Source organism: Dactylosporangium sp. CA-052675, from assembly GCF_050947935.1.
In the GTDB taxonomy this organism is placed as follows: Bacteria; Actinomycetota; Actinomycetes; order Mycobacteriales; family Micromonosporaceae; genus Dactylosporangium.
This window is the reverse complement of record NZ_CP192010.1, coordinates 4,814,612-4,838,006: the sequence shown is the minus strand read 5'-3', so window position 1 is coordinate 4,838,006 and position 23,395 is coordinate 4,814,612. Positions and strand designations below refer to the sequence as shown.

Sequence of the window (23,395 nt, the reverse complement as noted above, 5' to 3'; positions counted from 1 at the left end):
CCGTCCGACCCTTTCAGTGGCGCTCGGCGGTTTCCGCGGCCCGGCGCAGGAACGCGTTGTACCGGGCGAGCTCGTCCTCCTCGCCGGTCTCCTCGGCGCGGTCGGCGGCCCGGTCGAGGCGGCGCTGCTCGCGCTCGTCGGCACGGATCCAGCGCACGACGAGCAGGAGCAGGATCGCGACCGCGGGGATCTCGCCGAAGCCCCACGCGAGCCCGGCGCCGACCCGCTGGTCGTCGAGCAGGGCGCTCGCCCAGGCCGGGTGCACGGAGGTGTACCAGTCCGCCGCGATCAAGGTCCGGGACTGCATGAGCGCGACGCCGAGGAACGCGTGGAACGCCATGCCCGCGAAGTGCACGAGCACCAGGATCGGCGGCGAGGTCGTCCGGCGCCCCGGGTCGACGCCGATGAGGACCCAGAAGAACAGGTACCCGCTCAGGACGAAGTGCACGAGCATCGCCAGGTGCCCGACGTGGTACCGCATGAGGACGCCCAGCAGGTCGCTGAAGTACAACGCGTACAGGCCGACGACGTACTGCGCCAGGGCGACGACGGGATGGCACAGCAGGCGCAGGACCCGGCTGTGCAGCACCAGCAGCAGCCAGTCGCGCGCGCCCCGGACCCGGGGGTCGGCGGGCGGGCGCAGGGTGCGCAGGGCGAGGGTGACCGGGGCGCCGCCGACGAGCAGGATCGGCACGAGCATCGCGAGCACCAGGTGCTGGGCCATGTGCGCGGAGAACAGCACGTAGGCGTAGCGGGCGAACCCCGACACGGTGAACGCGGCGAGCAGGGCCACGCCGCCGAGCAAGCTCGCGGTGCGGGCGACGGGCCAGTGGTGCCCGGCCCGGCGCAGGCGCCACACACCGGTGAGGTAGGCGGCCACGGCGAGTACGACCGCCGCCAGAAAGAACCCGTCCAGCAGCGGCGGCCAGAACACCCGCGCGGCCGACAGCGGGGGCGGGGCCGGGAAGCCCAGCAGGTCGGTGACGGGGTCGGTCTCGACCGGGTTCGACGGCACCGGGGTCGGCGTGCGGGACAGCGCGACGGCGAGCCCGAGCGTGGCGGCGAACAGGATGAGCTCACCGGCCAGGAGCCGCCGGAGGTTGCCGGGTGGCGTTGCGCGCCGGTGTACCGCCCCGAAGACCCCGGCCGCGACGAGCGCCGCCACCTTGCCGAGGACGAGCAGCCCGTAGCGCGAGTGCCACAGCTCCCCGAACGCTCCCAGCCGCACCGCCGCGTTGGTGAATCCGCTGGCCGCGACGGCGACCCAGCAGCCCAGCGCCAGCCGGCTGTAGCCGCGCACGGTGGTGGCGAGCACCGTGTCGCCGCGCAGCGTGACGAGCGCGGCGAGGCCACCGACCCAGAGCGCGGCGGCGACGATGTGCACGGCCAGGCTCGTGACCGCGAGCTGATGGTTGCCGGCTCCGGCGGAGTGGCCGGTCAGCGCCGGCGGCACCAGGGCCGCCCCGGCGACGAGGGCGACGACGGCCGTGCCGGTGCGCGTGAGCACGAGCCGGGCCGCGACCGCCACGGCGGCGGCGAGGACCGCCTGCGCGAGGGCGGACTGCCCCTGCGAGACGGACCACGCGAGGCTGCGCACCCCGGCGAACGTCACCCGCGACACCGGCTGGCCGAGCAGGTCCGAGAGCGTCAGCGGCAGCAGCGCGAGGGAGGCGATGGCCCAGCCGGCCGCCCACCAGCCCGCGCGGCGCAGCATCCGGTACGCCGCCGGGCCGAGCAGCCGCCCGTCGCCGGGCAGCAGGAAGGCCGCCGTCACCGTGAAGCCGACGGTCGCCACGGCGCACACGTCGGCCGCGGCCCGGGCCAGCGGCAGGCCCCACGCCGTGAGCGCGCCGGGGTCGGGCAGGCCGACGATGGCGCGGCCGGTGAGGCCGCCGCCCCAGCGCAGGGCCACGACCAGGGTCGCGAGCAGCGCGGCAAGCCCCACGGAAACGCTTAAACCGCGCTTAATGGTCATATCGGGACAGTGCTCTAGCCTGATACATCACTGTATTGGTCGGCGGGACCGTCCGTGAAGTTCCCGCGATGTTGTCCAAGCAGCCGCCCCTTGCGCCTGCGCACCGCCGCCGTCCTCGTCGCGGTCGCCGGCGCCGTGTTCGCGCCGGACCTGGTCCGCTGGGCACCAACCCACCGGCCGGCCGGCCGACCTACACGCCGCCGCCGAGGGTGAGCCCGCCGTCGACGGTCAGCGTGTGGCCCGTGATCCAGGCGGCGTCGGCGGAGAGCAGGAAGCTGACCGCGCCGGCGATGTCCTCGGGGGCGCCGAGGCGCTTGAGCGGGTAGTTGCGCACCACCTGCTCCTCCTGGCCCTCGAAGAGCGCCGTGGCGAAGCGGGTCTTCACGACCGCCGGGGCGACGGCGTTGACCCGGATGGCCGGGCCGAGCTCGTGGGCGAGCTCCTCGGTGAGGTGGATCAGGGCGGCCTTCGACGCCCCGTACATCGCGATGTTGGGAGCGGCGCGCAGCCCGGCCACCGACGCGACGTTCACGACCGCGCCGCCGTTGGCCCCCATCCAGGCCGCGTGGACCTTCTTCACCCACTCCAGGGCGGCGATCACGTTGACCCCAAAGATCTTGGCGCTGGCGGCCGGGTCGAGGTCGAGCAGCGACCCGTATGCCGGGTTGATGCCGGTGTTGTTGACCAGGTAGTCGATGCGGCCGTACCGCTCCACGGCCGTGGCGACGGCCTCCTCCTGGCAGGCCGGGTCGTCCGCGCCGCCGGCGACGGAGGCGGCGTTGTCCGGGCCCAGCTTCGCCACGGCCGCGGCGAGCGCCTCGGGCTTGCGCGCGGTGATGACGACCCTCGCCCCCTCCGCGACGAGCCGCTCGGCGACCGCCAGGCCGATGCCGCGGCTGGCGCCGGTGACGATCGCCGCCTTGCCCGCGTGGGTTGCGCTCATGACTGCCTCTCCTGACCCGTGGGCCGGCCTCAGTGCCGGGCCGGGGACTCGCGCTTGAGCTCGGCGCGCGCGACGGTGCGCCGGTGCACGGCATCGGGGCCGTCGACGATGCGCAGGACCCGCGCCCAGGCGTAGAAGTAGGCGAGCGGGAAGTCGTCGCTCACCCCCGCGGCCCCGAAGACCTCGATCGCGCGGTCGATGACGGCCGTCGCGACCGCGGGCGCGGCGACCTTGATGCCGGCGATCTCCGAGCGGGCACCACCGGCACCGTGCCGGTCGATGAGCCACGCGGTGCGCTGGACGTACAGCCGGACCTGGTCGATCTCGATGCGGGACTTCGCGAGCAGCTCCTGCACCACCCCCTGGTCGGCCAGGGCGGCGCCGAACGCGACCCGCTGCTTGCAGCGGCGCACCATCAGGGCAAGGGCACGCTCGGCCATGCCGATCGCCCGCATCGCGTGGTGGATGCGGCCGGGACCGAGGCGCGCCTGCGAGATCAGGAAGCCGTCGCCCTCCTCGCCCAGCCGGTTGGCGACGGGGACGCGGACGTCGGTGAACGCGAGCTCGGAGTGGCCGTGCTGGTCCTGGTAGCCGAAGATCGGCAGGTGGCGCACGATCTGCAGGCCGGGCGTGTCGCGCGGCACGAGCACCATCGACTGCTGCCGGTGCGAGGCCGCCCGCGGGTCGGTCTTGCCCATGACGATGAAGATCTTGCAGCGCTCGTCCGCCACGCCGGTGATCCACCACTTGCGGCCGTTGATGACGTACTCGTCCCCGTCACGCACGATCGACAGCTCGATGTTAGTGGCGTCGGAGGAGGCGACCTGCGGCTCGGTCATCGCGAACGCCGAGCGGATCTCGCCGGCGAGCAGCGGCTCGAGCCACTGCTCGCGCTGCCGCTCGGTGGCGAAGAGCTCCAGGGTCTCCATGTTGCCGGTGTCGGGCGCCTGGCAGTTGATCGCCTCCGGCGCGATCACCGGCGACCAGCCGGTGATCTCGGCCACCGCGGCGTACTCCAGGTTCGTCATGCCGCTGAGCTTGGGCAGGAACAGGTTCCACAGCCCGCGCCGGCGGGCCGAGGCCTTGAGCCGCTCCATGACCGGCGGGTAGGAGTGCTCGCCGTGCTCGCGCAGGTGCTCGTGCCACTCCCGCTCGGCCGGGAGGATCTCCTCGTTCATGAAGTCCCACATGCGCTCGCACGCGTCGCGGGCCTTGGCCGACAGCTCGAAGTCCATCACGGCTTCCCTTCGTCGAGGATGGCGAGTCCGCGGCTCGCGATGCCTTCGATCTCGGCGTCGAGATCGCCGAACTCCTGCCCGGCCATCTGGCCGCCGGCGGTGCGCGCGGCGATCCCCTGGGCGATTCCGGCGAACTTGAAGTGCGCGAACGCGACGTACCAGTGCAGCTGGTCCAGGTCGCGGCCCGAGGCGCGCCCGTAGCGCTCGGCGACGTAGGCGCGGCCGGGGAAGCCCGGCTCCGCGGTCAGCCCCGGCGTCAGGCTGAGCCGGGGCTCGCCGCGCTCCACCCAGTAGAACAGTGTCATGGCCAGGTCGGCGAGCGGGTCGCCGAGGGTGGAGAGCTCCCAGTCCAGCACGGCGTTGATCCGCGACGGGTCCGCCGCGTCGAAGACGCAGTTGTCGAGCCGGTAGTCGCCGTGGACGATCGCGGCGCGCGGCGGCTCGGGCCACTCATGCCCGGCCAGCCGCGCGGCGAGCGCGTCCACGGCCGCGACGTCGTGCGTCTTGGCGGACTCCCACTGCCGGGTCCAGGTGCGCACCTGCCGGGCCACGAACTGCTGCGGCCGCCCGTAGTCGCCGAGCCCGACCGCCTCGGGCCCGACCTCGTGGAGCACGGCGAGGGTGTCGACGAGCGCGTCGGTGACGGCGACCCGCTCGGCCGCGGTGGGGACGTGCCCCTCCAGCGCGGCGTCGGTCATCACGACGCCCGGCACCTTCTCCATCACGTAGAAGGGCACCTCGAGCAGGTCGGGCTCGCGCTGCTCGAGGACGATCGCCGCCACGGGCACGCCGGTCGCGGCCAGCGCCCGCTGCACCCGCGCCTCGCGGCCCATGTCGTGCGCGCGCGGGAGCAGGTGCCCCGTCGGCGGCCGGCGCAGGATCAGCGAGCCGGCCGCGCTGGTGAGCTCGAAGGTGAGGTTGGACTTGCCGCCGGTGATGAGCCGCGCCTCGAGGCGGGCCCACCGCTCGTCGCCGGTCGCGTCCGCGAGGAGGGGCCCCAGTCGGCCCGGGCGGATCAGGTCGGTGACGTCCACGGCAGCACTATAGAACGATCGCTCGGTGCTGGCCATTGGTTCTCTTGGTGAACGCGGGTGTGGGATTGTTCGCTGTTCAGGTATTCTGAACATCATGGCCGTCACGCTGGGAACCCGGATGCGGGCGGCACGCCGGCGCCGCGGGCTGTCGGTGCGCGCGCTGGCGGACCGGCTCGGCGTCAGCGCGGCGACGATCAGCGCGATCGAGAACGACCGGACCGGCGTCTCGGTGCGGCGCCTGCTCCAGCTCGCCGCGGCGCTGGACGTGTCCGCCGGGTTCCTGCTGCACAACGCTCCCGCCGCCCAGGCCTGCGAGGCCCCGGGGGCCTGGCGCGTCTTCGGGCCCGCGGAGGTCGACCCGGTGCTGGCCGCGGCGATCGAGGAGTTCGTCCGCGCCGGCTACCACGGCACGACCATGCGCACGATCGCGGCCCGGGCCGGGATGAGCATCCCCGGCATCTACCACCACTACGAGAGCAAGCAGGCACTCCTGGTACGCATCCTGGATCTCACGATGGACGAGATCGACTGGCGCATCCGGGAGGCCGCCGCCGACGCCGACGGCCCCCTCACCCGCCTGGCGCGCCTGGTCGAGGCGCTCGCGCTGTTCCACACGTCGCGGCCCGAGCTGGCCTTTATCGGGGCCAGCGAGATGCGCAGCATCGACGAGCCCGACCGCGGCCGCGTCGCGGCCCGGCGGGACGCGGTGCAGCACCGCATCGACCAGGAGATCACCCACGCCGTCGAGCGCGGCGAGGCGCACACCGCCATGCCGCTGGAGACCGGACGGGCCATCGCCACGATGTGCACCTCGCTGCCGCAGTGGTTCGACCCCGCCGGCCCGACGAGCCCGGCCGAGATCGCCCGCGAATACGCCGGGCTGGCGCTGCGGATGATCGGGGCCGAGGCGGCCTGACCGGGCCGCGTGACGGGGTCCTGGCCGCGGACCAGATCCGGCAAACCGACCGGCTCGGCGAACCGCGCGGGCCGACGCGCAATGCCACGAGCCCGGCGTGTGACTATGCGGCCATCAGGTGGGCGGCGCTGACGGTGACGAGCCCGGCGCCGAACAGCGCGATGCCGCTCGCGGCGAGGATCGGGGCCAGGCGACCCGCTCGGCGCAGGGCCGCGACCGAGCCGGCGCTGCGCGTCACGAGCGAGGCGCCGGCCACGGCGAGGGCGCCGACGGCGAAGAGCACCACGGCCATGCCGATGCCGAACGCGAGCACCAGCAGCAGCGCGAAGCCGGCGCGGCCGAGGAAGAGCCCGGTCGCCAGCACGAGGAACGCGGACGGCGACGGGGTCAGGCCACCGGAGATGCCGAGCAGCACCAGGCCGGGGCGTTTGCCGTGGTCGTGGTCGTGGTGCTGGTCATGGCCGTGGTGGTGCCCGTGGGCGTGGCGCAGGTGGCGGCGGAGCATCCAGAGGCCGGTGGCCAGGACGAGCACGCCCGCGGCGACCTGCAGCCAGGTGGTGAGCCGCTCCATGCCGATCACGCCGGACAGCGACAGGAAGGTCCAGGCCACGCCGATCACGAGGACCGAGACGGTGTGCATGGCCGCGACCGAGCCGCCGAGCCAGGCCGCGTCGCGGATGCGGCCGCGGGAGCCCGCCAGGTAGGCCGCGGCGAGCGTCTTGCCGTGCCCGGGGGCGACGGCGTGCCCGGCGCCGGCGAGGAAGGCGAGCAGGAACGCGAGCGGGGCGATGCCGGGCGCGTGGATCAGGTCCTGCAGCCGGTCGGACAGGTCGGGCACGGCGGACCAGTCTTCCGGCGGCCGGTGATCATCAGGGGTCGCCCGGATGAACTCTTCACCGGCCCACCACGGCCCACTTTCAACAGATTGTTGACAAACGGATTGTTGAAGGCCACGCTGGGCGGATGCACGAGGAGCAGGACGCGCAGCGGCGGCTGACCGAGCGCGGCGGGCGGGACCTGCCGCGACTGCCGTGGCTCGCCGACGGGCAGCCCCACGACGCCCACACGCTGATCCGGCAGGCGCTGTGGCGGGCGAACACCGACCGCGACGCGCTGGAGCTGCCCGAGGACCTGCTCGCCGCCATCGCCCTGCTCGCCGCGGCCCGGGCCGAGCTCGACCAGCTCGAGGCCGGGCTGCTCTTCGTCGCCCGCGCCGAGGGGCTCACCTGGACGCAGATCGCGCGCCTGCTCGGGCTGCGCACCGCGCAGGCGGCGCAGCAGCGGCACGAACGCGTCCTCGGCCGGCTCGGCTCGTGAGCATCGTCGCGCTCGCCGACGCCGGGCCGGAGTGCGGCGGCAAGGCGCACGCGCTCGGCCGGCTGCTGCGGGCCGGGTTCCCGGTGCCGGACGGGTTCGTGGTCGTCGGGCCGGTCGACGCCGGGGCGATCGCGTCGCGCCTCGGCGACCGGGCCGTCGCGGTGCGCTCCTCGGGGCTCGCCGAGGACTCGGCGGGGGCTTCGTTCGCCGGGCAGTACGCAACCCTGCTCAACGTCCGCGGGAACGACGTCGCGGACGCGGTCGCACGGTGCGCGGCCGGCACCGAGCGGGCGCGCGGCTACGGGCGTCACCTCGGCATCGCCGAGCGGCCGGTCCCCGTGCTCGTGCAGGAGATGGTCGACGCCGGCACCGCCGGGGTGCTGTTCACCCGCGACCCCCGCGACGGCCGCGACACCGTGGTCATCGAGGCGGCCCGGGGCCTCGGCGACGCCCTCGTCTCCGGACGCGTCCAGCCCGACGACGACTGCCTCTCCCCCGCCGAGCGCGAACGCCTCGCCGCCCTGGGCCGCCGCTGCGCGGACTTCTTCGGCGGGCCGCAGGACGTCGAGTGGGCGATCGCGGACGGCCGCGTCTGGGTGCTGCAGTCGCGCCCGGTCACCGCGCTGGGCGCCGGTCCGGGCCGGGCGAGCGGGCCGGTGCGGATCGTGCGCTCGGTGGACGACTTCGGCCGCGTCCGGCCCGGGGACGTGCTGGTGTGCCGCACCACCGACCCGGCCTGGACGCCACTGTTCCGGATCGTGGCCGCGGTCGTCACCGAGACCGGCGGGGTGCTGTGCCACGCGGCGATCGTGGCCCGCGAGTTCGGCATCCCCGCCGTCGTGGGCGTGGGCCCTTCGATTCGCCGCTTCGCCGATGGCAGCGTCGTGACGGTCGACGGCGCCGCGGGCACCGTCACCGAGGAGCGGTCATGATGCTGGTGCTGCACGCCGTGCGGCTCAAGGGGTTCGCCGACACCGCGGCCGTCGCGGCCCGCTTCGGCCTCGACCCCGGCCGCACCGAGGAGGACCTGCTCGACGCCGAGGCCTACGGCCACGTGTCGCGGTCCGCGTTCGCCGGCCTGAGCGGCTGGTCGCTCACCGAGCGGGGGCGCCGGCACAACGAGGCCCAGCTGCGCGACGAGCTCGACGGGGCGGGCGCGCGCGATGCCGTCGGCGGCGTCCACGACCGCTTCGTGCCGCTCAACGCGCGCGCGAACACGGCGTTCACCGCCTGGCAGCTCGGAACCGACCGGGGCACGGACACGTTCCACGCGCTCGCCGGGCACCTGCGAGGCCTGGAGCGCGATCTCACCGCGCGCCTGGACCGGTTCGCGGGCTACCACGAGCGGTTCGCCACGGCACTCGGCCGCTCGGCCGCCGACCCGGCCTGGATCACCGGCATCGAGGTGGACTCGTGCCACCGCGTGTGGTTCGAGCTGCACGAGGACCTCGTCGCCACGCTCGGCATCACGCGCTGACTAGAATCGCCGGGTGCGCATCGGAGTCCTGCTGTTCCCCGCCGATCCCTGGCCGCAGACCGTCGCCCGGGCGCGGCACCTGGAGTCGCTGGGCTACGCGCACCTGTGGACCTACGATCATCTTTCCTGGCGTCGGTACCGTGACGAGCCCTGGCACGCGACGGTCCCCTGGCTGACCGGGCTCGCCGCGGCCACCTCCCGCGTCCGGCTCGGCACGATGGTGACGTCGCCGAACTTCCGCCACCCGGTGACGCTCGCCAAGGACGCGATGACCCTCGACCACATCAGCGAGGGGCGGCTCACGCTCGGCGTCGGTGCGGGCGGCACCGGCTTCGACGCGACCGTCCTGGGCGGCGCGGCGCCGGCGCCGAAGGAGCGCACGGCCAGGTTCGTCGAGTTCACGGAGGTGCTCGACGCCGTGCTGCGCGAGCCCGCCCACAGCCACCGCGGCCAGTACTACACCGCCGACGAGGCCCGCACCTACCCCGGCTGCGTCCAGCGCCCCCGGGTGCCGCTCGCCATCGCCGCCGCCGGCCCCCGGGCGCTCGACCTGACCGCCCGCATCGGCGAGGGCTGGATCACCTACGGCGAGCCGAACGCCGCCGACCAGTCGGCGGCCGCGACCGAGGCGGCGGTGCGCCGGCAGGCCGCGATGCTCGACGAGCGGCTGGCCGCGCACGGACGCCCGGCCCGGGCGCTCGAGCGCTACTTCCTCGTCGGCAACACGGCGGAGCGCCCCCTGGCGAGCGTCGACGCGTTCGAGGACTTCGTCGGCCGCTACGAGCGGCTCGGCTTCACCGACATCGTGTTCCACGACCCGCGCCCGGGCGACCCGGTCTTCACCGAGGACCCGAAGGTCGTCGACGCCATCGCCGAGCGCTGCTGCTGAGCGCACCAGGAGAGGACGTCCGACGCCCGCCGACGCCGGCCGGCGCGCGGGCCTGCCTGCCGCTGCTGCGGGCGGCACCGGCGGCCCGGATCGTCACGGTGTCCGGCGGCGCCGCGGCGCAGGTCCGCGCCGGCGCTTCGATGCCCTGGAATGCTGGTGAACCCCGTCGATCCGGGCGGTTCGCCAGCCACCCCGAGCCGGGCGGCGACAACGACGGGCGGCCGACGCCGAGAGCGCGCGCTGGGTGGCCCGGGCGGCCATGCGGCCGGAGGGCGGCAAGCCGGTCCGATCCCGGCCTAATTCGATTCATCATATAGGTTTAGTAGACTTTTGCTCCGCCGGCCTCTACCGTGTGGCCGGATGAACTCGTACGACATTGTGGTGGTCGGCGGCGGGGCGATGGGCTCCGCGGCCGCGTGGCAGCTGGCGCGGCGGGGCGTCGGCGTGGTGCTGCTGGAGCGGTACGCGGCCGGGCACGCCAACGGCGCGTCGCACGGCGCGTCGCGCATCTTCCGGCTGTCGTACCCGGACGCGGTGTACGTCGCGCTCGCCCGGGAGGCGCTGGGGCTGTGGCGACAGCTCGAGGACGCCACGGGCGAGCGCCTGCTGACCATCACCGGCGGCGTGGACCAGGGCACCCCGCCGGACGTGGCCGCCGGGTACGCCGCCGCAGGCGTGCCGCACGAGTCGCTGGAGCCCCGGGCGGCCGCCGGGCGCTGGCCCGGCATCCGGTTCGACACGCGCGTGCTGCACTTCCCGGACAGCGGCCGCCTGCACGCCGACCGGGCGGTCGCGGCGCTCCAGCACGACGCGGCCGCGCACGGCGCCGTCGTGCGGCACTCGGCCAGGGTGACCGCGATCGAGGTCCTCGGCGAGGACAAGGTGCTCGTGCACACCGAGGGCGAGACGTACCGCGCCCGCCGGGTCGTCGCCGCCGTGAACGCCTGGGCCGCCAAGCTCGTCGGCGGGCTGGTCCCGCTGCCGCCGCTGCGCGTGACCCAGGAGCAGCCGGCCCACTTCGCCGCCCGCATTCCCGAGGCGGACTGGCCGAGCTTCGGCCACCGCTTCGCCGGGCCGGGGCGCTTCTACGGCGGCGTCTACGGACTGGCCACGCCGGGTGAGGGGATCAAGGTCGGCTTCCACGGCGTCGGCCCCGAGGCCGACCCGGACCGCCGGGACTTCGCGCCGGAGCCGGGGCAGCTGGCGGCGCTGCGGGAGTACGCCCGCCAGTGGCTGCCCGGCGTCGACCCGGACGTGTTCGCGCCCATCAGCTGCACCTACACCACGACGCCGGACTCGGACTTCGTCCTGGACCGCCACGGCCCCGTCGTGGTCGCGACCGGCTTCTCCGGGCACGGCTTCAAGTTCACGCCCGCGATCGGCCGGGTCCTGGCCGATCTCGCCCTGGACGGCCCGCGCCCGGACCGCCGATTCGCCTCGACCCGCCGATCGGAGCCCGCATGAGCACCGCTCCCACGCCGACTACGATTCCCGGGGTGAGCGACACCCTGGCCAGTGCCGACGTCAGTGCCGGCCCCAGCGCCGACGTCAGCGCCGACGTCAGCGCCGACGTCAGTGCCGACGTCAGTGCCGACTTCGAGGCCGGCGTCCACGTGCTGGACCGGGCCGCGTGGGCCTCGCTGACCGGCCCGCACGCGCACTTCGCGCTCGGCTCCGGCCGGGCCCGGCGCTACCCGGCCGACGTCTCGCCCTTCGCCGCGGTGCCACCGGTGCAGGACGAGGCGGTCTGGGCCGACCTGCACGCCCTCATCGGCCCCGGGGCGACCGTCCTGCTCGCGGGTGATCTCGCGACCCCACCGCCCGGCTGGACGATCGTGGCCCAGGGCGACGGCGTCCAGCTCGTCGCCACCGCCGCCCTGACGACCGAGCCGGACCCCGGTGCGGTGCGGCTGGGCGCGGCGGACGTGCCGGAGATGCTCGACCTGGTGGCCCGCACCAAGCCGGGCCCGCTGGAGCCCGGGACCTACCGACTGGGCAACTATCTGGGTGTACGTCACGACGGCGCCCTCGTCGCGATGGCCGGCGAACGCATGCACCCGCCGGGCTGGACGGAGATCAGCGCCGTGTGCACGGACCCCGGGCACCGCGGCAAGGGCCTCGGCACCCGGCTGGTCCGCGCGGTGGCGCACGGCATCCGCGCGCGCGGCGAGACGCCGTTCCTGCACGCGGCCGGCGACAACGCCGACGCCATCCGGCTCTACGAGTCGCTCGGCTTCGCGCTGCGGCGCACGCTGCCCTTCACGGTGCTGCGGAGCCCCTCGACCCCCTCGGCCTGAGCGGTCCGGGCCGACAGGGCGCTGAGCAGCGTGTCGTCGATGCTCTCGCGCTGGGCGTCGCTGCCTCCGAGCCGCACCCACTCGCCCGTGCGGCGCGAGATCAGCTCGACGGTCAGCGCGTAGTCCCCGGCGAGGTAGGCGCTCAGCGCACGCACGAGCACGGCGACGAGGTCGAAGGCCGGCTCGGTGCGGGCGGTGGCGTAGCGGCGCAGGGCCTCCAGACCGTCGAGATCACCGGCGGCGGCCAGCGCGAGGGCGGCGTGCCAGGCGATGAACGCGGTCCGGGGCTCGCGCAGCAGCCGGTCGGGTACGGCCCCGAGCACCGCCTCGATCGGCACCGGCGACGGCGGGGCGCCGCGCACCTGGCACCGCCACAGCAGCGACGCGGAGTCGACGAGGGCCCGCACGCCGCTGACCGCCTGCGGCGACAGCGGTCCCCGCAGCCGGGCCGCGACGTCGCTCCAGCGCTCCAGGGCCACCTCGTGCAGCGCCGCGTGCCAGGAGTAGTGCGCGCCCTGGAACGCGTCGCGGCCCGGACCCGCGATCCAGCCGTCGAGCCACTCGAGGCCGGCGCGGTGCTCGCCGGTCTCGTAGTACACGTGGCTGCGGGCGTGCGCGGCGTGGCCCCCGGCCGGGTCGGCGGCGAGGGCCCGCTCGGCGAGGTCGGCGCTCTGGGCCCACCGGTGCTGTTCCTGCCGTACGAACGCGAGGAGGCCGAGGTACCACCAGTCCTCGCCGTACACCGGAGCCAGCCGCTCGACGATGGCCCAGGCGTGCTGCGGCACCTGGGTGGCACCACCGAACGCGATCGTCGGGACGGACGCGTTGACGACGAGGGCGTCGCGGGGGAACTCGTCGATGTGCGCGAGCAGCCCGGCCGGGTCGTTGTCCCGCACGCGGGCGGCGACGGCCTCCAGCAGGCTGCCGGTGCGGGCGTCGGTGCGCGCCCGGGCGGCCCGCTCGGCCTCGGCCAGGGCGGCGCCGGCGTCGGCGTCGATGACCCCCTCGACGGCCAGCAGCGCCCGGACGGTGTGCGCGAGCGCGAACGACGGGTCCTCCGCCGTCGCCGCTTCCAGGGCCTCCTCCGCGCCGCGCTGGACGCGCAGCACCCGCCGCACGGCGTCGTCGAAGTGCTCGGCGGCCCGGGCGGTGGTGAGCAGCGGCAGCCCGTACTGGTCCCGGCGGACCCGGCGGGCGGGAGCGCGCCGCGGCGACGGGGTGTCGCCCAGCCGCTCGGCGAGGGCGAGCGCCTGGGCCCGGATCTCCGGCACCGCGGTGGTCTCCAGCAGCTGGCCGCGGCGCGAGCTGCCGAGCGTCCACAGCCCCGGGACCCGGTTGCCGTAGGCGTCGCGCAGCTGCCCGTCGTCGGTGGTGGCCCAGCCCATCCCGAGGGCGCCGCTGGTGACGTAGCCCTCGGCGAACAACTGCTGGATGAGCGGGTTCGTCGAGCCGGCGAGGTCGGGGTCGGGGCCGGTGGTGTTGACGATCCAGGTGCCGGGGTCGGCGCCGGCGATGGCGACCGACGGGTGCTCGGTCGTGATCGCGAGCCGGCCGTCGGCCCTTAGCGCGGCGATCGCGTCGGCGACGTCGGGCGCCATGCGGTGCCGCGCGTTGTCCCAGCGGCGCAGGTCCCGGCGCAGGAACTCGCGCCGCTCGGCCAGGGGCAGCCCGGCCCAGATCGCCTGGGTGTGGGGGCGCAGGCCGTCGATCGCGGGGCGCCAGTCGCCGCACGCCGCCACCGACTCGCGGACGCGGCGGTGCACCAGCCGCCGCAGCTGCTTGACGGTGGCGGGCCGCTCGCTGCCCTCCAGCGGCATCGGCAGGCGGACCTCGCGGGTGTGGGCGAAGGGCAGCAGGCCGTTGCGGGACGTCGCGGTGATCGGGCGCCGGGTCCGGGCCGAGAGCGACACGGCGACGTCGACCGCGGTCAGGCCGGTGCCGACGATGAGGACGGGGTCGTCGGGGCCGACGCCGTCGAGCGCGCCGGGCCGCCACGGGTCGGCGACGAAGCGGGGCTGCACGCGCAGGCGGCGCGGTACCCACGCCTGGGCCGGCGGCTCGATGCCGATGGCGAGCACGACCTCGGCCGCGACCACCGGGGCGGCCCCGTCGATGGTGATCGTCCACCCTTCGGGATGGCGGTGCACGCCGTTGGCCCGGCCGCGGATCAGGCGCACGTCCGCGTGGTCACCGCCGGCCGCCTCGGCGGTGAGCGCGGCGAGGTAGGCACCGAAGGCGGCGCGGGGCGCGAAGTCGTCGCCGGTCACCCCGTCCCACCCGTTGGCGGCGAGCCAGCGGGTGAAGTGGCCGGGCTCGCCGGGCCACGCGCTCATCGCCGCGGCGCGGACGTTGAGCAGGTGGGCTGGGTCCGGCGTGCGGTAGGCGGTACCGCTGCCGAAGTCCCCCGGGCCGCGGTCGATCAGCGCGACCCGCAGCCGGGCGGCCGCGAGCCGCGAGAGGTGCGCGAGAACCAGCGCGCCGGCCGCTCCCCCGCCGACGATCGCCACGTCGACATCACTCACGGTCCTACCCACCCTCGACCCACGGCACATTTTCCCTATCGGATGAGTATCCTATTACCCTCCACCCGATCTTCAACGCTACCGCCGCCGCGTCGCCAGGTGTCGTGACCGCGGCCGCGCCGACCGTCGCCGGGATCGAGTACGGGTCGGTGTCGTACCCGACCACGGCCGGCGCTCGACGACGGGGTGGAGGAGGTGTGGGCCGCGGCACAGAGTGGTACTGATGCTTGTCCGGCCACCGATCACGGGAGGGAACATGACGCACGGGTCGCTGCCCACGCCCACGCTGCACACCGCTCGCCTTCGGCTGCGTCCCTTCGTCGACGCGGACGCGAACGACCTCTTCATGCTGCACAGCAGCGCCCGCGTGCTGCGCTACTGGGACGCGCCGCCGTGGAGCGAACGCGCCCGCGCCGAGCGGTTCATCACGGCCTGCCGGCAGATGGCGGAGGAGGGCACCGGGGCGCGGCCGGCCGTGGACCGTCTCAGCGACGGGGCGTTCATCGGCTGGTGCGGCTTGACCGGGTGGAATGCGGACTACCGCAGGGCGTCGCTGGGCTACTGCTTCGACGATGCCGCGTGGGGCCACGGCTACGCGACGGAGGCCGCGCACGCCCTGCTGCGGTGGGCCTTTGACACGCTGGAGCTGAATCGCGTCCAGGCCGCCACCGACACGCGCAACGTGGCATCTGCACGCGTGCTGGAGAAACTCGGGTTCGTGCGGGAAGGGACGTTGCGGGAGGACTGCATCGTGAACGGTGAGGTCTCCGACTCGTGGGTCTACGGGCTCATCAAGCGGGACTGGCGGCCGTCGTCCGAGCCGGCTTCCGCCCGCTGAGTCCTCGCGGCGCAACCGGGCCGGTTCAACGCCCCGGAGTGGCCCCCGAAGCCGTGTCCGGCCTTACGCGCACCTGCTGCCGGCGCCGACCGATCCACCGCCGGAGCGCGATCACTGAATCCGGACATGCCGATGTATGGATGCCTTGCCAACGCAACGCGGCGTACGGTGTGGCCGTGTGTGGCACGACGCAGGCAGTCGCCAGAGGTGCCGGACTCACCGACGCGACGTCCGGTCGGCCGCGGAGGTGCCCATCTGAGCAGGCCGACTGCTGTTGACGGACTCCGGATGCGCAGTATGCTGCTGCCCGACCGTTCTGGATCTAGGAGTCGGCATGAGGCGTCTGCTCGCCGTGGTGCTCGCGGGGGCGCTCACGCTGGCCGGGTGCGGCGCCTCCGGCAACCAACCAGTCGCCGCGCAGGCGCCCACCTCCGTGGACGCGTCGCCGAGCGTCGCCTCGTCGCCGTCCGCATCGCCGTCACTGCCCGCGCAGCCCAAGACGCCTGGCGAGCTGCGCAGCCTTGCACTACCGCAGGCGTCGTTCCAGCCTTCGCTCGGCTTCGCCCTCACCTACGATCGCGAGACTTCGAACAACGCGATCGCGGGCTGCAACGGACGAAAGCTCACTCGAGCGGATCTCACCATGCGCCAGCGTGAATGGGGCGACGGCAATGTCGAAGGAGAAGGCGGAATTGCCGTCGTGATCACGGATGCCGACCTGCTTGTGAATGGCAGCGTCCCCGCCGGTACGGGACCGGCCGGGGCGCTCGCGGCAGCCGCCATCAGCGATCGCCAGGCCTGCGGCAAGGAACACCACGCCGACGGCAGCACCGTGGAACCGGTCCCCGACTGGAGCGGCATCTCCCTGCCACGCACCGGCCGGTTAGCCAAGCTGAACCTGAACACATCGTTCTGCACGAAGACCAGCCACGCGGGCCACCCGGACTCCTACTCGTGCTTCATCATCGCCGGTATCGGCAGCGTGTACGTCCAGATCTACGGCTTCAGCGACCACGACGTGCAACAAGCCGGATCCCGAATGAGCGACCTGCTGGCCGCGGAAGCGCCGCTGTTCGACGCGCTGCCAATCTAGCGCTCGGACCAAGGCCCCAACTCGATTGGGCCAAGGTCTTCCGGGTCGGCCCTACGAGCCATGGAAGAAGTCGATTTACGGCACGCACCTCCTTCGCCGTCGCGCGGCGCGTGTCGCAGGACGCAATGCGCGTGGCGTGCGATGCCCCGCTACCCGCGCGGCACGGAGAGCGGTGCGTCTTGGTATCCGCAACGCGTCGGAGCGCTGCTGTTCCGGTCGTGGTTGATCCTCGCCGCTTGCACGGCCTCCGGCACCTGACCTTGGAGCACGACCATGCCGGTGAGTGAACGACTGTGCTAGCGTCGGCCGCCGTGTGATCCAGGATGCTGCCGGTATGCCTCGGTCTCCTCGTCGCGGCCACCGGCAACGCGCTGGCCGATCTGGCCACGTTCGTCGCCGCGCGCGTGGCAGGCGGCGCCCGCGGGTGCGACGTCGCCGTACCGGTGAGAGCACCGCGCGCCGATGCGAACCCAAACAGCGGCGACGTGTGACCCCTTTCGGGCCTGCCGCTACAGTCGCCGTCATGCCGGCCACGTTCCCGTCGCACGCCGCCGCCGTACTGCCGCTGAAACTGTGGCGTCCGGACCTGTTCGACGGCGTCGCGCTGGTGATCGGGGCCGCGGCGCCGGACCTGCCGTACGCCGCCGGCGGATGCCGGCCGCCGTACACGTACGGACACACCTGGTGGGGCGCGCTCCTTTCCGTACCGGCCACCGTTGCGGCCACCCGGCTCGTACGCTGGGCGGCGCCCACCGTCGCGGCGCACCTACCGGCCCTGAGCCCATTCGCCGCCCGCGACTACGGCGCACTCGGCGGTGCGCGCCACCGCTGGTGGGTCACCGCCGGATCGGCGCTGCTCGGGGCCGCCAGCCACATCGCGTGGGAACATGTCACGCACACCAGCGTGCCCGGCACCCGGGTCGGCCTGCCCGCGCTGCGCCGCGAGGTCCTGCCCGGGGTGCCGTGGTGGATGCCGCTGCACCTGGCCTCCAGCGCGGCGGGCGCGGCGGGCTGGGTGGCCCTGTCGGCCCGGATCGGCCAACGCCGGCGAATCCGCGCCTGGCACGGCACGGCTCCCCTGGTACCACCGAGGCCAGCCCAATTCTGGGGTACGGCCGCCGCGGCCGCCGTGACCGGTACCGCCGCCACGGTGCTCGCCCCGGCCACCCGCGAACGGATCGTGCCGTTTCTACCACCGCTGCCTCGCCCGGCAGTCCTCTCAGCCCGGCTGCTCGGCGTCACCGCCGCCGCCCTGCTCACCGCGACAGCCGTACACCGCGCATCGACACGACCACGCCGAACGCCCCCATAACCAGCACCAGCCGAACAAGCACCGCGGCCGGGATCACCAACGCCCGCTGCACGCACATCAGCCCAAGACGGTGCGCGGCTGCTCGCCATTGATCGTCGCGGAACGCGACTGGCCGGCGAGGTCGAGGCGTCAACAGGATGCCGATGAGCGGATACCGACACATTCGGTCTCAACCCTGCAGGATGACCCAGACCCGGTCGAAGCGGGCGGCGGCAAGATCCTCGTCCCGGATCCAGAAGTACAGCATGCCCATGTCACCCCACATCCATCCGAGCCCGTCCTCATCGGTGTCCACCTGCCACAGCAGCCGCCACTCCGCGGCACCGGCCCGCAGGACGGGGACGCGAGGGTCGTCGCCGTAGCCGCCGGGCGCCATGAGATCGACGCCGTTGGAGACCAGTTGGCAGTCCAGATGCATCGAATCCTGCTGCGGATCCGGCCATCCGAAGATGCGGTGCACGGGGCCGGGTCCATCGTCGAGCCGAAGACGCTGGTAAGCCCAGACCGCCCTCATCACCGGCTCCCGCTCGCTTGGGCATGCTCGGCACCCGACGCCCCGCCACACACCGGGCCGGAAACGGTCCTCGGCCGGCAGGTGGGTGACGGTGCGGACGCGCAGGTACGGACGTCCTACGGTTCGACGGCGGTGAGCACGAGGTGTTGCGGCCACTCGTCGTGCAGGACCCGGTCGAGTTCGGGGTCGGGGGAGCTGTCGCAGTACGGCGTCTCGTCCGGGTTGCGAACGACCGCTTGGACGGGGACGGCGAGCAGACCCCACGGCGGTATGGCGTTCGCGAGCCGACCCGCCACCACGAGGTCCTGATACGCGGGCTCGAACCACACCTTGAAGATCTTTTGCAGATCGACGGGATCGATGCTTAGCCACACGCCGTACGTCAACGTATGGCCGCCGGTGAGCCGGACTGGCAACAACGCGCGGACGAAGGCCCCGACCGACGGGACCTGCATCATGACCGACTTGCGGGCATTCGAGTTCGTCATCCACGTGCCCGCAGTCCGCTCCTGTTCAGCCAGTTCCAGTACAGGGTCCGGCAGGGTGAAACGGACATGACGGTTGTGCAGGTCGACAGTCCGACCACAAGACGGGCACTCAGGCAGCACGGCTCGAGTGTCCCAGGCGACTCCCGAAAGGGTGCACCGGACGTAGGCGCGGATGCAATCCGACTACGCCCGGTAGCACCGCTCCAACACCAACGGCATGGTCAGGTGCGCGTGATGACGCTCGTTGTGAACGTTACGCCGACGGGTTCGACTCCGTTGGCCGAGACGTCCTGGACGGGTGCAGCGTGTTCGGTCGGATTATGACGGTGCGGGCGGCCGGGCCGATTGGAGGTACCGGCCCGCGGAGCGCAGGGCCAGCAGCACCGCCGCTGTCAGCATGCACGCCAACAGGCCGAGGAACACCGCCACCGCGACACCGGAGTACCAGTCGGGCAGGCGCTCATCCATGCGCTGGTCGACAGGATCGATGCTGGCGCCGCCGATCAGCGATGCGACCCAGGAGGCCGTTCTCACGCCGGGACAGCACGGCATCAGCCCGGCGAGCATCCACGTCGTGTTGCGGGCGACTGGCCGGCCGCGCAGGTTCTGCACGGCGATGACGGCCAGAAACACCGTACCGATGCTCCACAGCAGGACGATGCACGCCCCCTCCAACCAGATGCCGTCCCCGGACGCCGACCCGATGTCGAGCTCACCGGCCTCGACGGCCGCCCGGTACGCTTCGTCACGGACCTGCTGCCCGTGGTAGGACAGCACCAGATCGGCGGCGCTGAGCAGTGCCGCGGTCACCAGCAACCAGCTCGACACCGTAACCGCACATGGGCGCCGGATCACCGGTTGCCGCTCCACGCCACGATGATCGCACGGCCGACGAACGCCAAAGGTGGCGGCACGCCCTCCCCCGGCGGCCGAACCACGCGGCCGGGCGTCCGCCTCCTCGTCGGGCTCGGGCATGCAGCGGACCCCCATCGAACCCTGCTCGACGGTCGGTGCTCCAAGCCCGGGATGCAGCCTTACGGCTGTCATGGCGAAAGGCACGACCTGCGGAAAAGACCAGGCATGTCGATCGGGCCGGAAACAGTGGTGCGCACGGCGAGGATCATGTGGCGAACTCGCCGCGCTGCGGTCGCATCGCGCGGGCTCGCTCCGTGGCGGAAACCCGCGGCGGAAACCCGTGGCGGAAACCCGTGGCGGATCCACGCCATCGGCCGGCGAAGACGCGATAACGTGCGCCGGTGGAGTGGGACGCCTTCGAGACGGCATGGCACGACATCGGATGCCACACCCTGGCCGGCCTCGCCGCGGCGCATCCGGGCGAGCGGCTGTACGCCGCGGCCTTCCACCTCTTCTACAGCGACCGCGGCCGGATTCTCCCGCCGGCCCTGGCCGCCAACACCGAGGCGGCGGTGGACCAGCGCCACGGGTACTCGACGCGGTTCGCCCCGCCGGAGTGGCGGTGGGACGTCCTGGACGCCGCGAGCGAGGCGATGCGCCCGTGGTACCAGCGCATCACCGAGGAGTTCCTCAACCCCGTGAGCGATGCCGCCGAGCGCGACGCGGCGTTGGACGCGCTCGACGCGGCGCACGACGCCGCCATGGCGCGAGTCTGCCGGGCGATGACCGCGACCGCTCGCCGGGGCGGCATCCACCGCTCGCTCCCGCCCGACTTCCTCGTCCTCATCCTCGAAGGTCAACGGGGCGACGAGGAGGCCGGCCTGATCCGTGCGAGCGTCGAGCCCCAGGTGCTCGCGAGCGTCCCGGAACTGGCCGACCACCTGCGTGAGATCGAGGCGTGACCGGGAACGTCGCCGGCGGCTGACCGGCCGGCTCCCATGCGGCGGGTCGAGCCCGACCACCGCCTCGCGAGCCGTGGCCGGCCTCCGACGGGCTAGGTCAGGGACTTCATCGCCTTGTCCAGCGTGCTGAAGATGACGTCCGGCCCGCCGTCCCAGTGCGGCGTCGGATCGGGCTGGCCCGGGGCCGGCGCCCACAGCCACCAGATGTTCGCCCAGGGGTCGAGCATCCGGCCGAGGGTCGACTCGCCGTAGAACGGGGTCGGCTCGGTGACGACGGTGGCGTCGTGCGCGACGGCCCGCCGCAGCACCGTGGCGACGTCGCGCACCCACACCTGCAGCAGGCCGGGGCGTGACGGCCAGCCCGCGAGCCGGTCGACGACCATCAGGTCGACGGTGCCGAGGCGGAGCTGGGCGTGGATCAGCTTGCCGTCGGGCATGGGGGTTCTCGCCTCGGCGGCCTCCTCGACGCCGAAGACGTCGGACACGAAGCCGATGAAGCCGGCCGCGTCGTCCACGATCACGAACGGGTTGAGCACGGCACCGGCGGTCGGGACCGACTGCGGCGGAAGCAGGATCTCCATGCGGGCAAGTCTCGCGGCGGTTCCGGTCAGCTTCTGGCCGCCCGCGATCGCCGAATTTCGTGTTAACCTCGTTGACATGAATTCGCGGGCGTACCGGATGGGCGCACGGGCCGACGCCGCGCGGCTCACCGGTGAGCGCATCATCCAGGCGCTGGTCTCGCTCTACCTGCGCCAGCCGCTCGACGACATCCGCCTCGGCGACGTCGCCGAGGCGGCCGGGGTCACCGTGCAGACCGTGATCCGGCGCTTCGGCAGCAAGGAGGGCCTGGTCGCCGCCGCGGTCGAGTCGGTCTCCGGGCAGGTCGCCGAGCAGCGCGGCACGGCGCGGCCCGGCGACACCGCCGACGCCGTGCGGGTGCTGGTCGAGCACTACGAGCAGGTCGGCGACCTGTCGCTGAAGCTGCTCGCGGACGAGCCCGTCTCCCCCGCCATCGGGCCGATCACCGAGACCGGCCGGCGGGTCCATCGCGACTGGTGCCGGACCGTCTTCGCGCCCACGCTCGCTCGCCTCGACGGCGACGAGCACCGGCGGCGGCTGGCTCAGCTGGTCGCCGTGTGCGACGTGTACGTCTGGAAGCTGCTGCGCCGCGACGCGGGCCTGAGCCGGGAGCAGACCGAGCTCGCCCTGCGCGAAATGCTGACCCCGCTCACCCAGGGGCCGTAAAGGAGCCCGGAAAGGAGCCCTGCCATGGCCACCGTCCTCGCCTACACCTCGCCCGCCAAGGGTCACGTCTTCCCGATGACCGCGATCCTGCTCGAGCTCGCCGCCCGCGGGCACCGCATCGTCGTGCGCACGCTCGCCTCCGAAGTCGCCACCCTGCGCTCGCTCGGCTTCGACGCCGGCCCGGTCGACGAGCGCATCCCCGCCATCAAGGAACCCTCGCCGCTGCCCCGCGGCACGCTCGCCGCGCTGCGGGCCGGGATCACCGTGTTCGCCCAGCGGGCGCCGTTCGAGGCGGCCGACCTGCGGGCCGCGATCGAGCGGCACCGGCCCGACGTCGTGCTCGCCGACGTCAACGCCTGGGGTGCGCTCGCCGAGGCCGAGCGGTGGGCCGCCCGGCGGTCCGGGCGCCTGTTCGTGGAGCTGTTCCCGTACACGCCGGCGATCCCGTCGCGGGACGCCCCGCCGTTCGGGCCGGGGCTGCCGCCCGCCGCCGGGCCGCTGGGGCGGCTGCGCGACGCGGTGCTGCGGCCGCTGATCTTCGGCAGCCTGGAGCGGGCGGTGCTGCCGCCGCTGAACGTGGTGCGCGGCGACGTCGGGATCGGCCCGGTCGCCGACGCCCGCGAGCTGTTCACCCGGGCCGCGCTCATGCTGGTCACGACGGCCGAGCCGTTCGAGTACCCGCGCCGCGACTGGCCCGAGCAGGCGGTGCTGGTCGGGCCGTGCGAGTGGGAGCCCCCGGTCGCCGAGCCCGAGTGGCTGGCCGCGGTGCGCGAGCCGATCGTGCTGGTCACGACGTCGTCGGAGGCGCAGGACGACGGGCGGCTGGTCCGCGTCGCGCTCGAGGCCCTGGCCGATGAGCCGTTCCACGTCGTCGCCACGATGCCGGCCGGCGTCGACGGGGCGTACACCTCCCGGGGCGGTCACCACGTCGAGGAGTTCGTACCGCACTCGGCGGTGCTGGCCCGGGCCGTCGTCGCCGTCACGCACGGCGGCATGGGCGCCACGCAGAAGGCCCTCGCGCGGGGCGTGCCCGTCTGCGCGGTGCCGTTCGGCCGCGACCAGCACGAGGTCGCCCGGCGCGTGGTGAGCGCCGGGGCCGGCTCGATGCTGCGACCGTCCCGCCTGAGCCCGCAGCGGCTGCGCACCGCGATTGTTCAAGCCAGGGGTCGTACCGCGGGAGCCCAACGCATCCGCGACGCGTTCACGGCCGCCGGCGGGGCCGCGAGCGCCGCCGACGCGATCGAGCGGAGGCTTCCCGCGTCCCACCGGACCGGTCTTGATCTCAACCCCGCTTGAGGTTCTACGGTCCACGGGTGTCAACGGAGCCGATCGCGCACGGCGGGACGACAGCTCAAGCACGCTTGAGCTCAAGAGCGATTCCCGCGGCGGGAGCGGGCCGCGGTGGCGCTCGCCCGCCCGGAGCGAGAGCACGCGCAGGGCCGCCCGGTCGCGTCGCGGGGTACGCGGGCCTGCGGCGTGA

The 23,395-nt window shown here is 73.8% G+C and carries 23 protein-coding genes; 13 read left to right on the top strand and 10 right to left on the bottom strand.

What is annotated here, in order from left to right:
• Positions 1 to 13 precede the first annotated feature (13 nt).
• The 4 genes from ACQP1P_RS22265 to ACQP1P_RS22250 all read right to left on the bottom strand — a co-directional run bounded on the left by ACQP1P_RS22265 (position 14) and on the right by ACQP1P_RS22250 (position 5,190).
• Positions 14 to 1,945 (bottom strand): cytochrome c oxidase assembly protein, encoded by a 1,932-nt coding sequence (locus ACQP1P_RS22265; RefSeq protein ID WP_433089039.1) that lies wholly within the window; start codon positions 1,943 to 1,945, stop codon positions 14 to 16.
• Positions 1,946 to 2,165: 220 nt separating this feature from the next.
• Entirely contained in the window at positions 2,166 to 2,918 is a 753-nt protein-coding gene (locus ACQP1P_RS22260; protein WP_433089037.1) for an SDR family oxidoreductase, read from the bottom strand.
• Positions 2,919 to 2,947: 29 nt separating this feature from the next.
• Positions 2,948 to 4,153 carry an acyl-CoA dehydrogenase family protein gene (locus ACQP1P_RS22255; protein WP_433089035.1) on the bottom strand — a complete coding sequence of 402 codons (1,206 nt, stop codon included), beginning with the start codon at positions 4,151 to 4,153 and terminating at the stop codon, positions 2,948 to 2,950.
• A complete protein-coding gene (locus ACQP1P_RS22250) occupies positions 4,153 to 5,190 on the bottom strand; it encodes a phosphotransferase family protein (protein ID WP_433089033.1) in 1,038 nt (345 codons plus the stop codon). Before ACQP1P_RS22250 ends, ACQP1P_RS22255 begins: the two co-directional genes overlap by 1 nt.
• A gap of 94 nt (positions 5,191 to 5,284) precedes the next feature.
• Here ACQP1P_RS22250 and ACQP1P_RS22245 point away from each other — a divergent pair, with 94 nt between their 5' ends.
• Entirely contained in the window at positions 5,285 to 6,106 is an 822-nt protein-coding gene (locus ACQP1P_RS22245) for a TetR family transcriptional regulator (protein ID WP_433089032.1), read from the top strand.
• Positions 6,107 to 6,209: 103 nt separating this feature from the next.
• Here the strand turns inward: ACQP1P_RS22245 and ACQP1P_RS22240 are convergent, their stop codons facing one another.
• Complete coding sequence (locus tag ACQP1P_RS22240) at positions 6,210 to 6,944, bottom strand: cobalt transporter (RefSeq protein WP_433089030.1); 735 nt, start codon at positions 6,942 to 6,944, stop codon at positions 6,210 to 6,212.
• 125 nt (positions 6,945 to 7,069) lie between these two features.
• Between ACQP1P_RS22240 and ACQP1P_RS22235 the strand changes: the two genes are divergently transcribed.
• The 6 genes from ACQP1P_RS22235 (at position 7,070) to ACQP1P_RS22210 (ending at position 12,086) form a co-directional block, all read left to right on the top strand.
• Positions 7,070 to 7,423, top strand: coding sequence for a DNA-binding protein (locus ACQP1P_RS22235; RefSeq protein WP_433089028.1), 354 nt, complete (start codon positions 7,070 to 7,072; stop codon positions 7,421 to 7,423).
• Positions 7,420 to 8,355 (top strand): PEP/pyruvate-binding domain-containing protein, encoded by a 936-nt coding sequence (locus ACQP1P_RS22230; RefSeq protein ID WP_433089026.1) that lies wholly within the window; start codon positions 7,420 to 7,422, stop codon positions 8,353 to 8,355. The genes ACQP1P_RS22235 and ACQP1P_RS22230 overlap by 4 nt, the downstream gene beginning before the upstream one ends.
• Positions 8,352 to 8,900 carry a transcriptional regulator gene (locus ACQP1P_RS22225; protein ID WP_433089024.1) on the top strand — a complete coding sequence of 183 codons (549 nt, stop codon included), beginning with the start codon at positions 8,352 to 8,354 and terminating at the stop codon, positions 8,898 to 8,900. The genes ACQP1P_RS22230 and ACQP1P_RS22225 overlap by 4 nt, the downstream gene beginning before the upstream one ends.
• A 13-nt stretch (positions 8,901 to 8,913) precedes the next feature.
• On the top strand, positions 8,914 to 9,789 hold the full coding sequence (locus tag ACQP1P_RS22220) for an LLM class flavin-dependent oxidoreductase (RefSeq protein WP_433089022.1): 876 nt from the start codon (positions 8,914 to 8,916) through the stop codon (positions 9,787 to 9,789).
• Between the two features lie 360 nt (positions 9,790 to 10,149).
• Positions 10,150 to 11,253 (top strand): FAD-dependent oxidoreductase, encoded by a 1,104-nt coding sequence (locus ACQP1P_RS22215; RefSeq protein ID WP_433089020.1) that lies wholly within the window; start codon positions 10,150 to 10,152, stop codon positions 11,251 to 11,253.
• Positions 11,254 to 11,285: 32 nt separating this feature from the next.
• The gene (locus ACQP1P_RS22210) at positions 11,286 to 12,086 is read left to right on the top strand and encodes a GNAT family N-acetyltransferase (protein ID WP_433089018.1); all 801 of its coding nucleotides are present in this window, start codon (positions 11,286 to 11,288) and stop codon (positions 12,084 to 12,086) included.
• Here the strand turns inward: ACQP1P_RS22210 and ACQP1P_RS22205 are convergent.
• Positions 12,008 to 14,608, bottom strand: a complete 2,601-nt coding sequence (locus ACQP1P_RS22205; protein WP_433089016.1) for an FAD/NAD(P)-binding protein — start codon at positions 14,606 to 14,608, stop codon at positions 12,008 to 12,010. The genes ACQP1P_RS22210 and ACQP1P_RS22205 overlap by 79 nt on opposite strands.
• 256 nt (positions 14,609 to 14,864) lie before the next feature.
• On the opposite strand from ACQP1P_RS22205, the gene ACQP1P_RS22200 reads away from it, so the two are divergent.
• From ACQP1P_RS22200 to ACQP1P_RS22190, 3 genes are all read left to right on the top strand, one after another.
• Positions 14,865 to 15,446 (top strand): GNAT family N-acetyltransferase, encoded by a 582-nt coding sequence (locus tag ACQP1P_RS22200; protein WP_433089014.1) that lies wholly within the window; start codon positions 14,865 to 14,867, stop codon positions 15,444 to 15,446.
• 334 nt (positions 15,447 to 15,780) lie between these two features.
• Positions 15,781 to 16,539, top strand: coding sequence for a hypothetical protein (locus tag ACQP1P_RS22195; protein WP_433089012.1), 759 nt, complete (start codon positions 15,781 to 15,783; stop codon positions 16,537 to 16,539).
• Between the two features lie 523 nt (positions 16,540 to 17,062).
• On the top strand, positions 17,063 to 17,851 hold the full coding sequence (locus tag ACQP1P_RS22190) for a DUF4184 family protein (protein ID WP_433089011.1): 789 nt from the start codon (positions 17,063 to 17,065) through the stop codon (positions 17,849 to 17,851).
• 169 nt (positions 17,852 to 18,020) lie between these two features.
• On the opposite strand, the gene ACQP1P_RS22185 is transcribed toward ACQP1P_RS22190, so the two are convergent.
• The 3 genes from ACQP1P_RS22185 to ACQP1P_RS22175 all read right to left on the bottom strand — a co-directional run bounded on the left by ACQP1P_RS22185 (position 18,021) and on the right by ACQP1P_RS22175 (position 19,828).
• Positions 18,021 to 18,269 carry a DUF1963 domain-containing protein gene (locus ACQP1P_RS22185; RefSeq protein ID WP_433089009.1) on the bottom strand — a complete coding sequence of 83 codons (249 nt, stop codon included), beginning with the start codon at positions 18,267 to 18,269 and terminating at the stop codon, positions 18,021 to 18,023.
• A 212-nt stretch (positions 18,270 to 18,481) separates the two neighbouring features.
• Entirely contained in the window at positions 18,482 to 18,973 is a 492-nt protein-coding gene (locus tag ACQP1P_RS22180; protein WP_433089007.1) for a DUF2199 domain-containing protein, read from the bottom strand.
• Positions 18,974 to 19,171: 198 nt separating this feature from the next.
• Entirely contained in the window at positions 19,172 to 19,828 is a 657-nt protein-coding gene (locus tag ACQP1P_RS22175) for a hypothetical protein (protein WP_433089005.1), read from the bottom strand.
• A 281-nt stretch (positions 19,829 to 20,109) separates the two neighbouring features.
• On the opposite strand from ACQP1P_RS22175, the gene ACQP1P_RS22170 reads away from it, so the two are divergent.
• Positions 20,110 to 20,670, top strand: a complete 561-nt coding sequence (locus ACQP1P_RS22170; RefSeq protein ID WP_433089003.1) for a hypothetical protein — start codon at positions 20,110 to 20,112, stop codon at positions 20,668 to 20,670.
• Between the two features lie 92 nt (positions 20,671 to 20,762).
• Here the strand turns inward: ACQP1P_RS22170 and ACQP1P_RS22165 are convergent, their stop codons facing one another.
• Positions 20,763 to 21,251 carry a VOC family protein gene (locus ACQP1P_RS22165; RefSeq protein ID WP_433089001.1) on the bottom strand — a complete coding sequence of 163 codons (489 nt, stop codon included), beginning with the start codon at positions 21,249 to 21,251 and terminating at the stop codon, positions 20,763 to 20,765.
• 76 nt (positions 21,252 to 21,327) lie between these two features.
• On the opposite strand from ACQP1P_RS22165, the gene ACQP1P_RS22160 reads away from it, so the two are divergent.
• Both ACQP1P_RS22160 and ACQP1P_RS22155 read left to right on the top strand, forming a co-directional pair.
• Positions 21,328 to 21,915, top strand: coding sequence for a TetR/AcrR family transcriptional regulator (locus tag ACQP1P_RS22160; protein ID WP_433088999.1), 588 nt, complete (start codon positions 21,328 to 21,330; stop codon positions 21,913 to 21,915).
• 24 nt (positions 21,916 to 21,939) lie between these two features.
• The gene (locus ACQP1P_RS22155) at positions 21,940 to 23,211 is read left to right on the top strand and encodes a nucleotide disphospho-sugar-binding domain-containing protein (RefSeq protein WP_433088996.1); all 1,272 of its coding nucleotides are present in this window, start codon (positions 21,940 to 21,942) and stop codon (positions 23,209 to 23,211) included.
• The last annotated feature ends 184 nt before the right edge of the window (positions 23,212 to 23,395 follow it).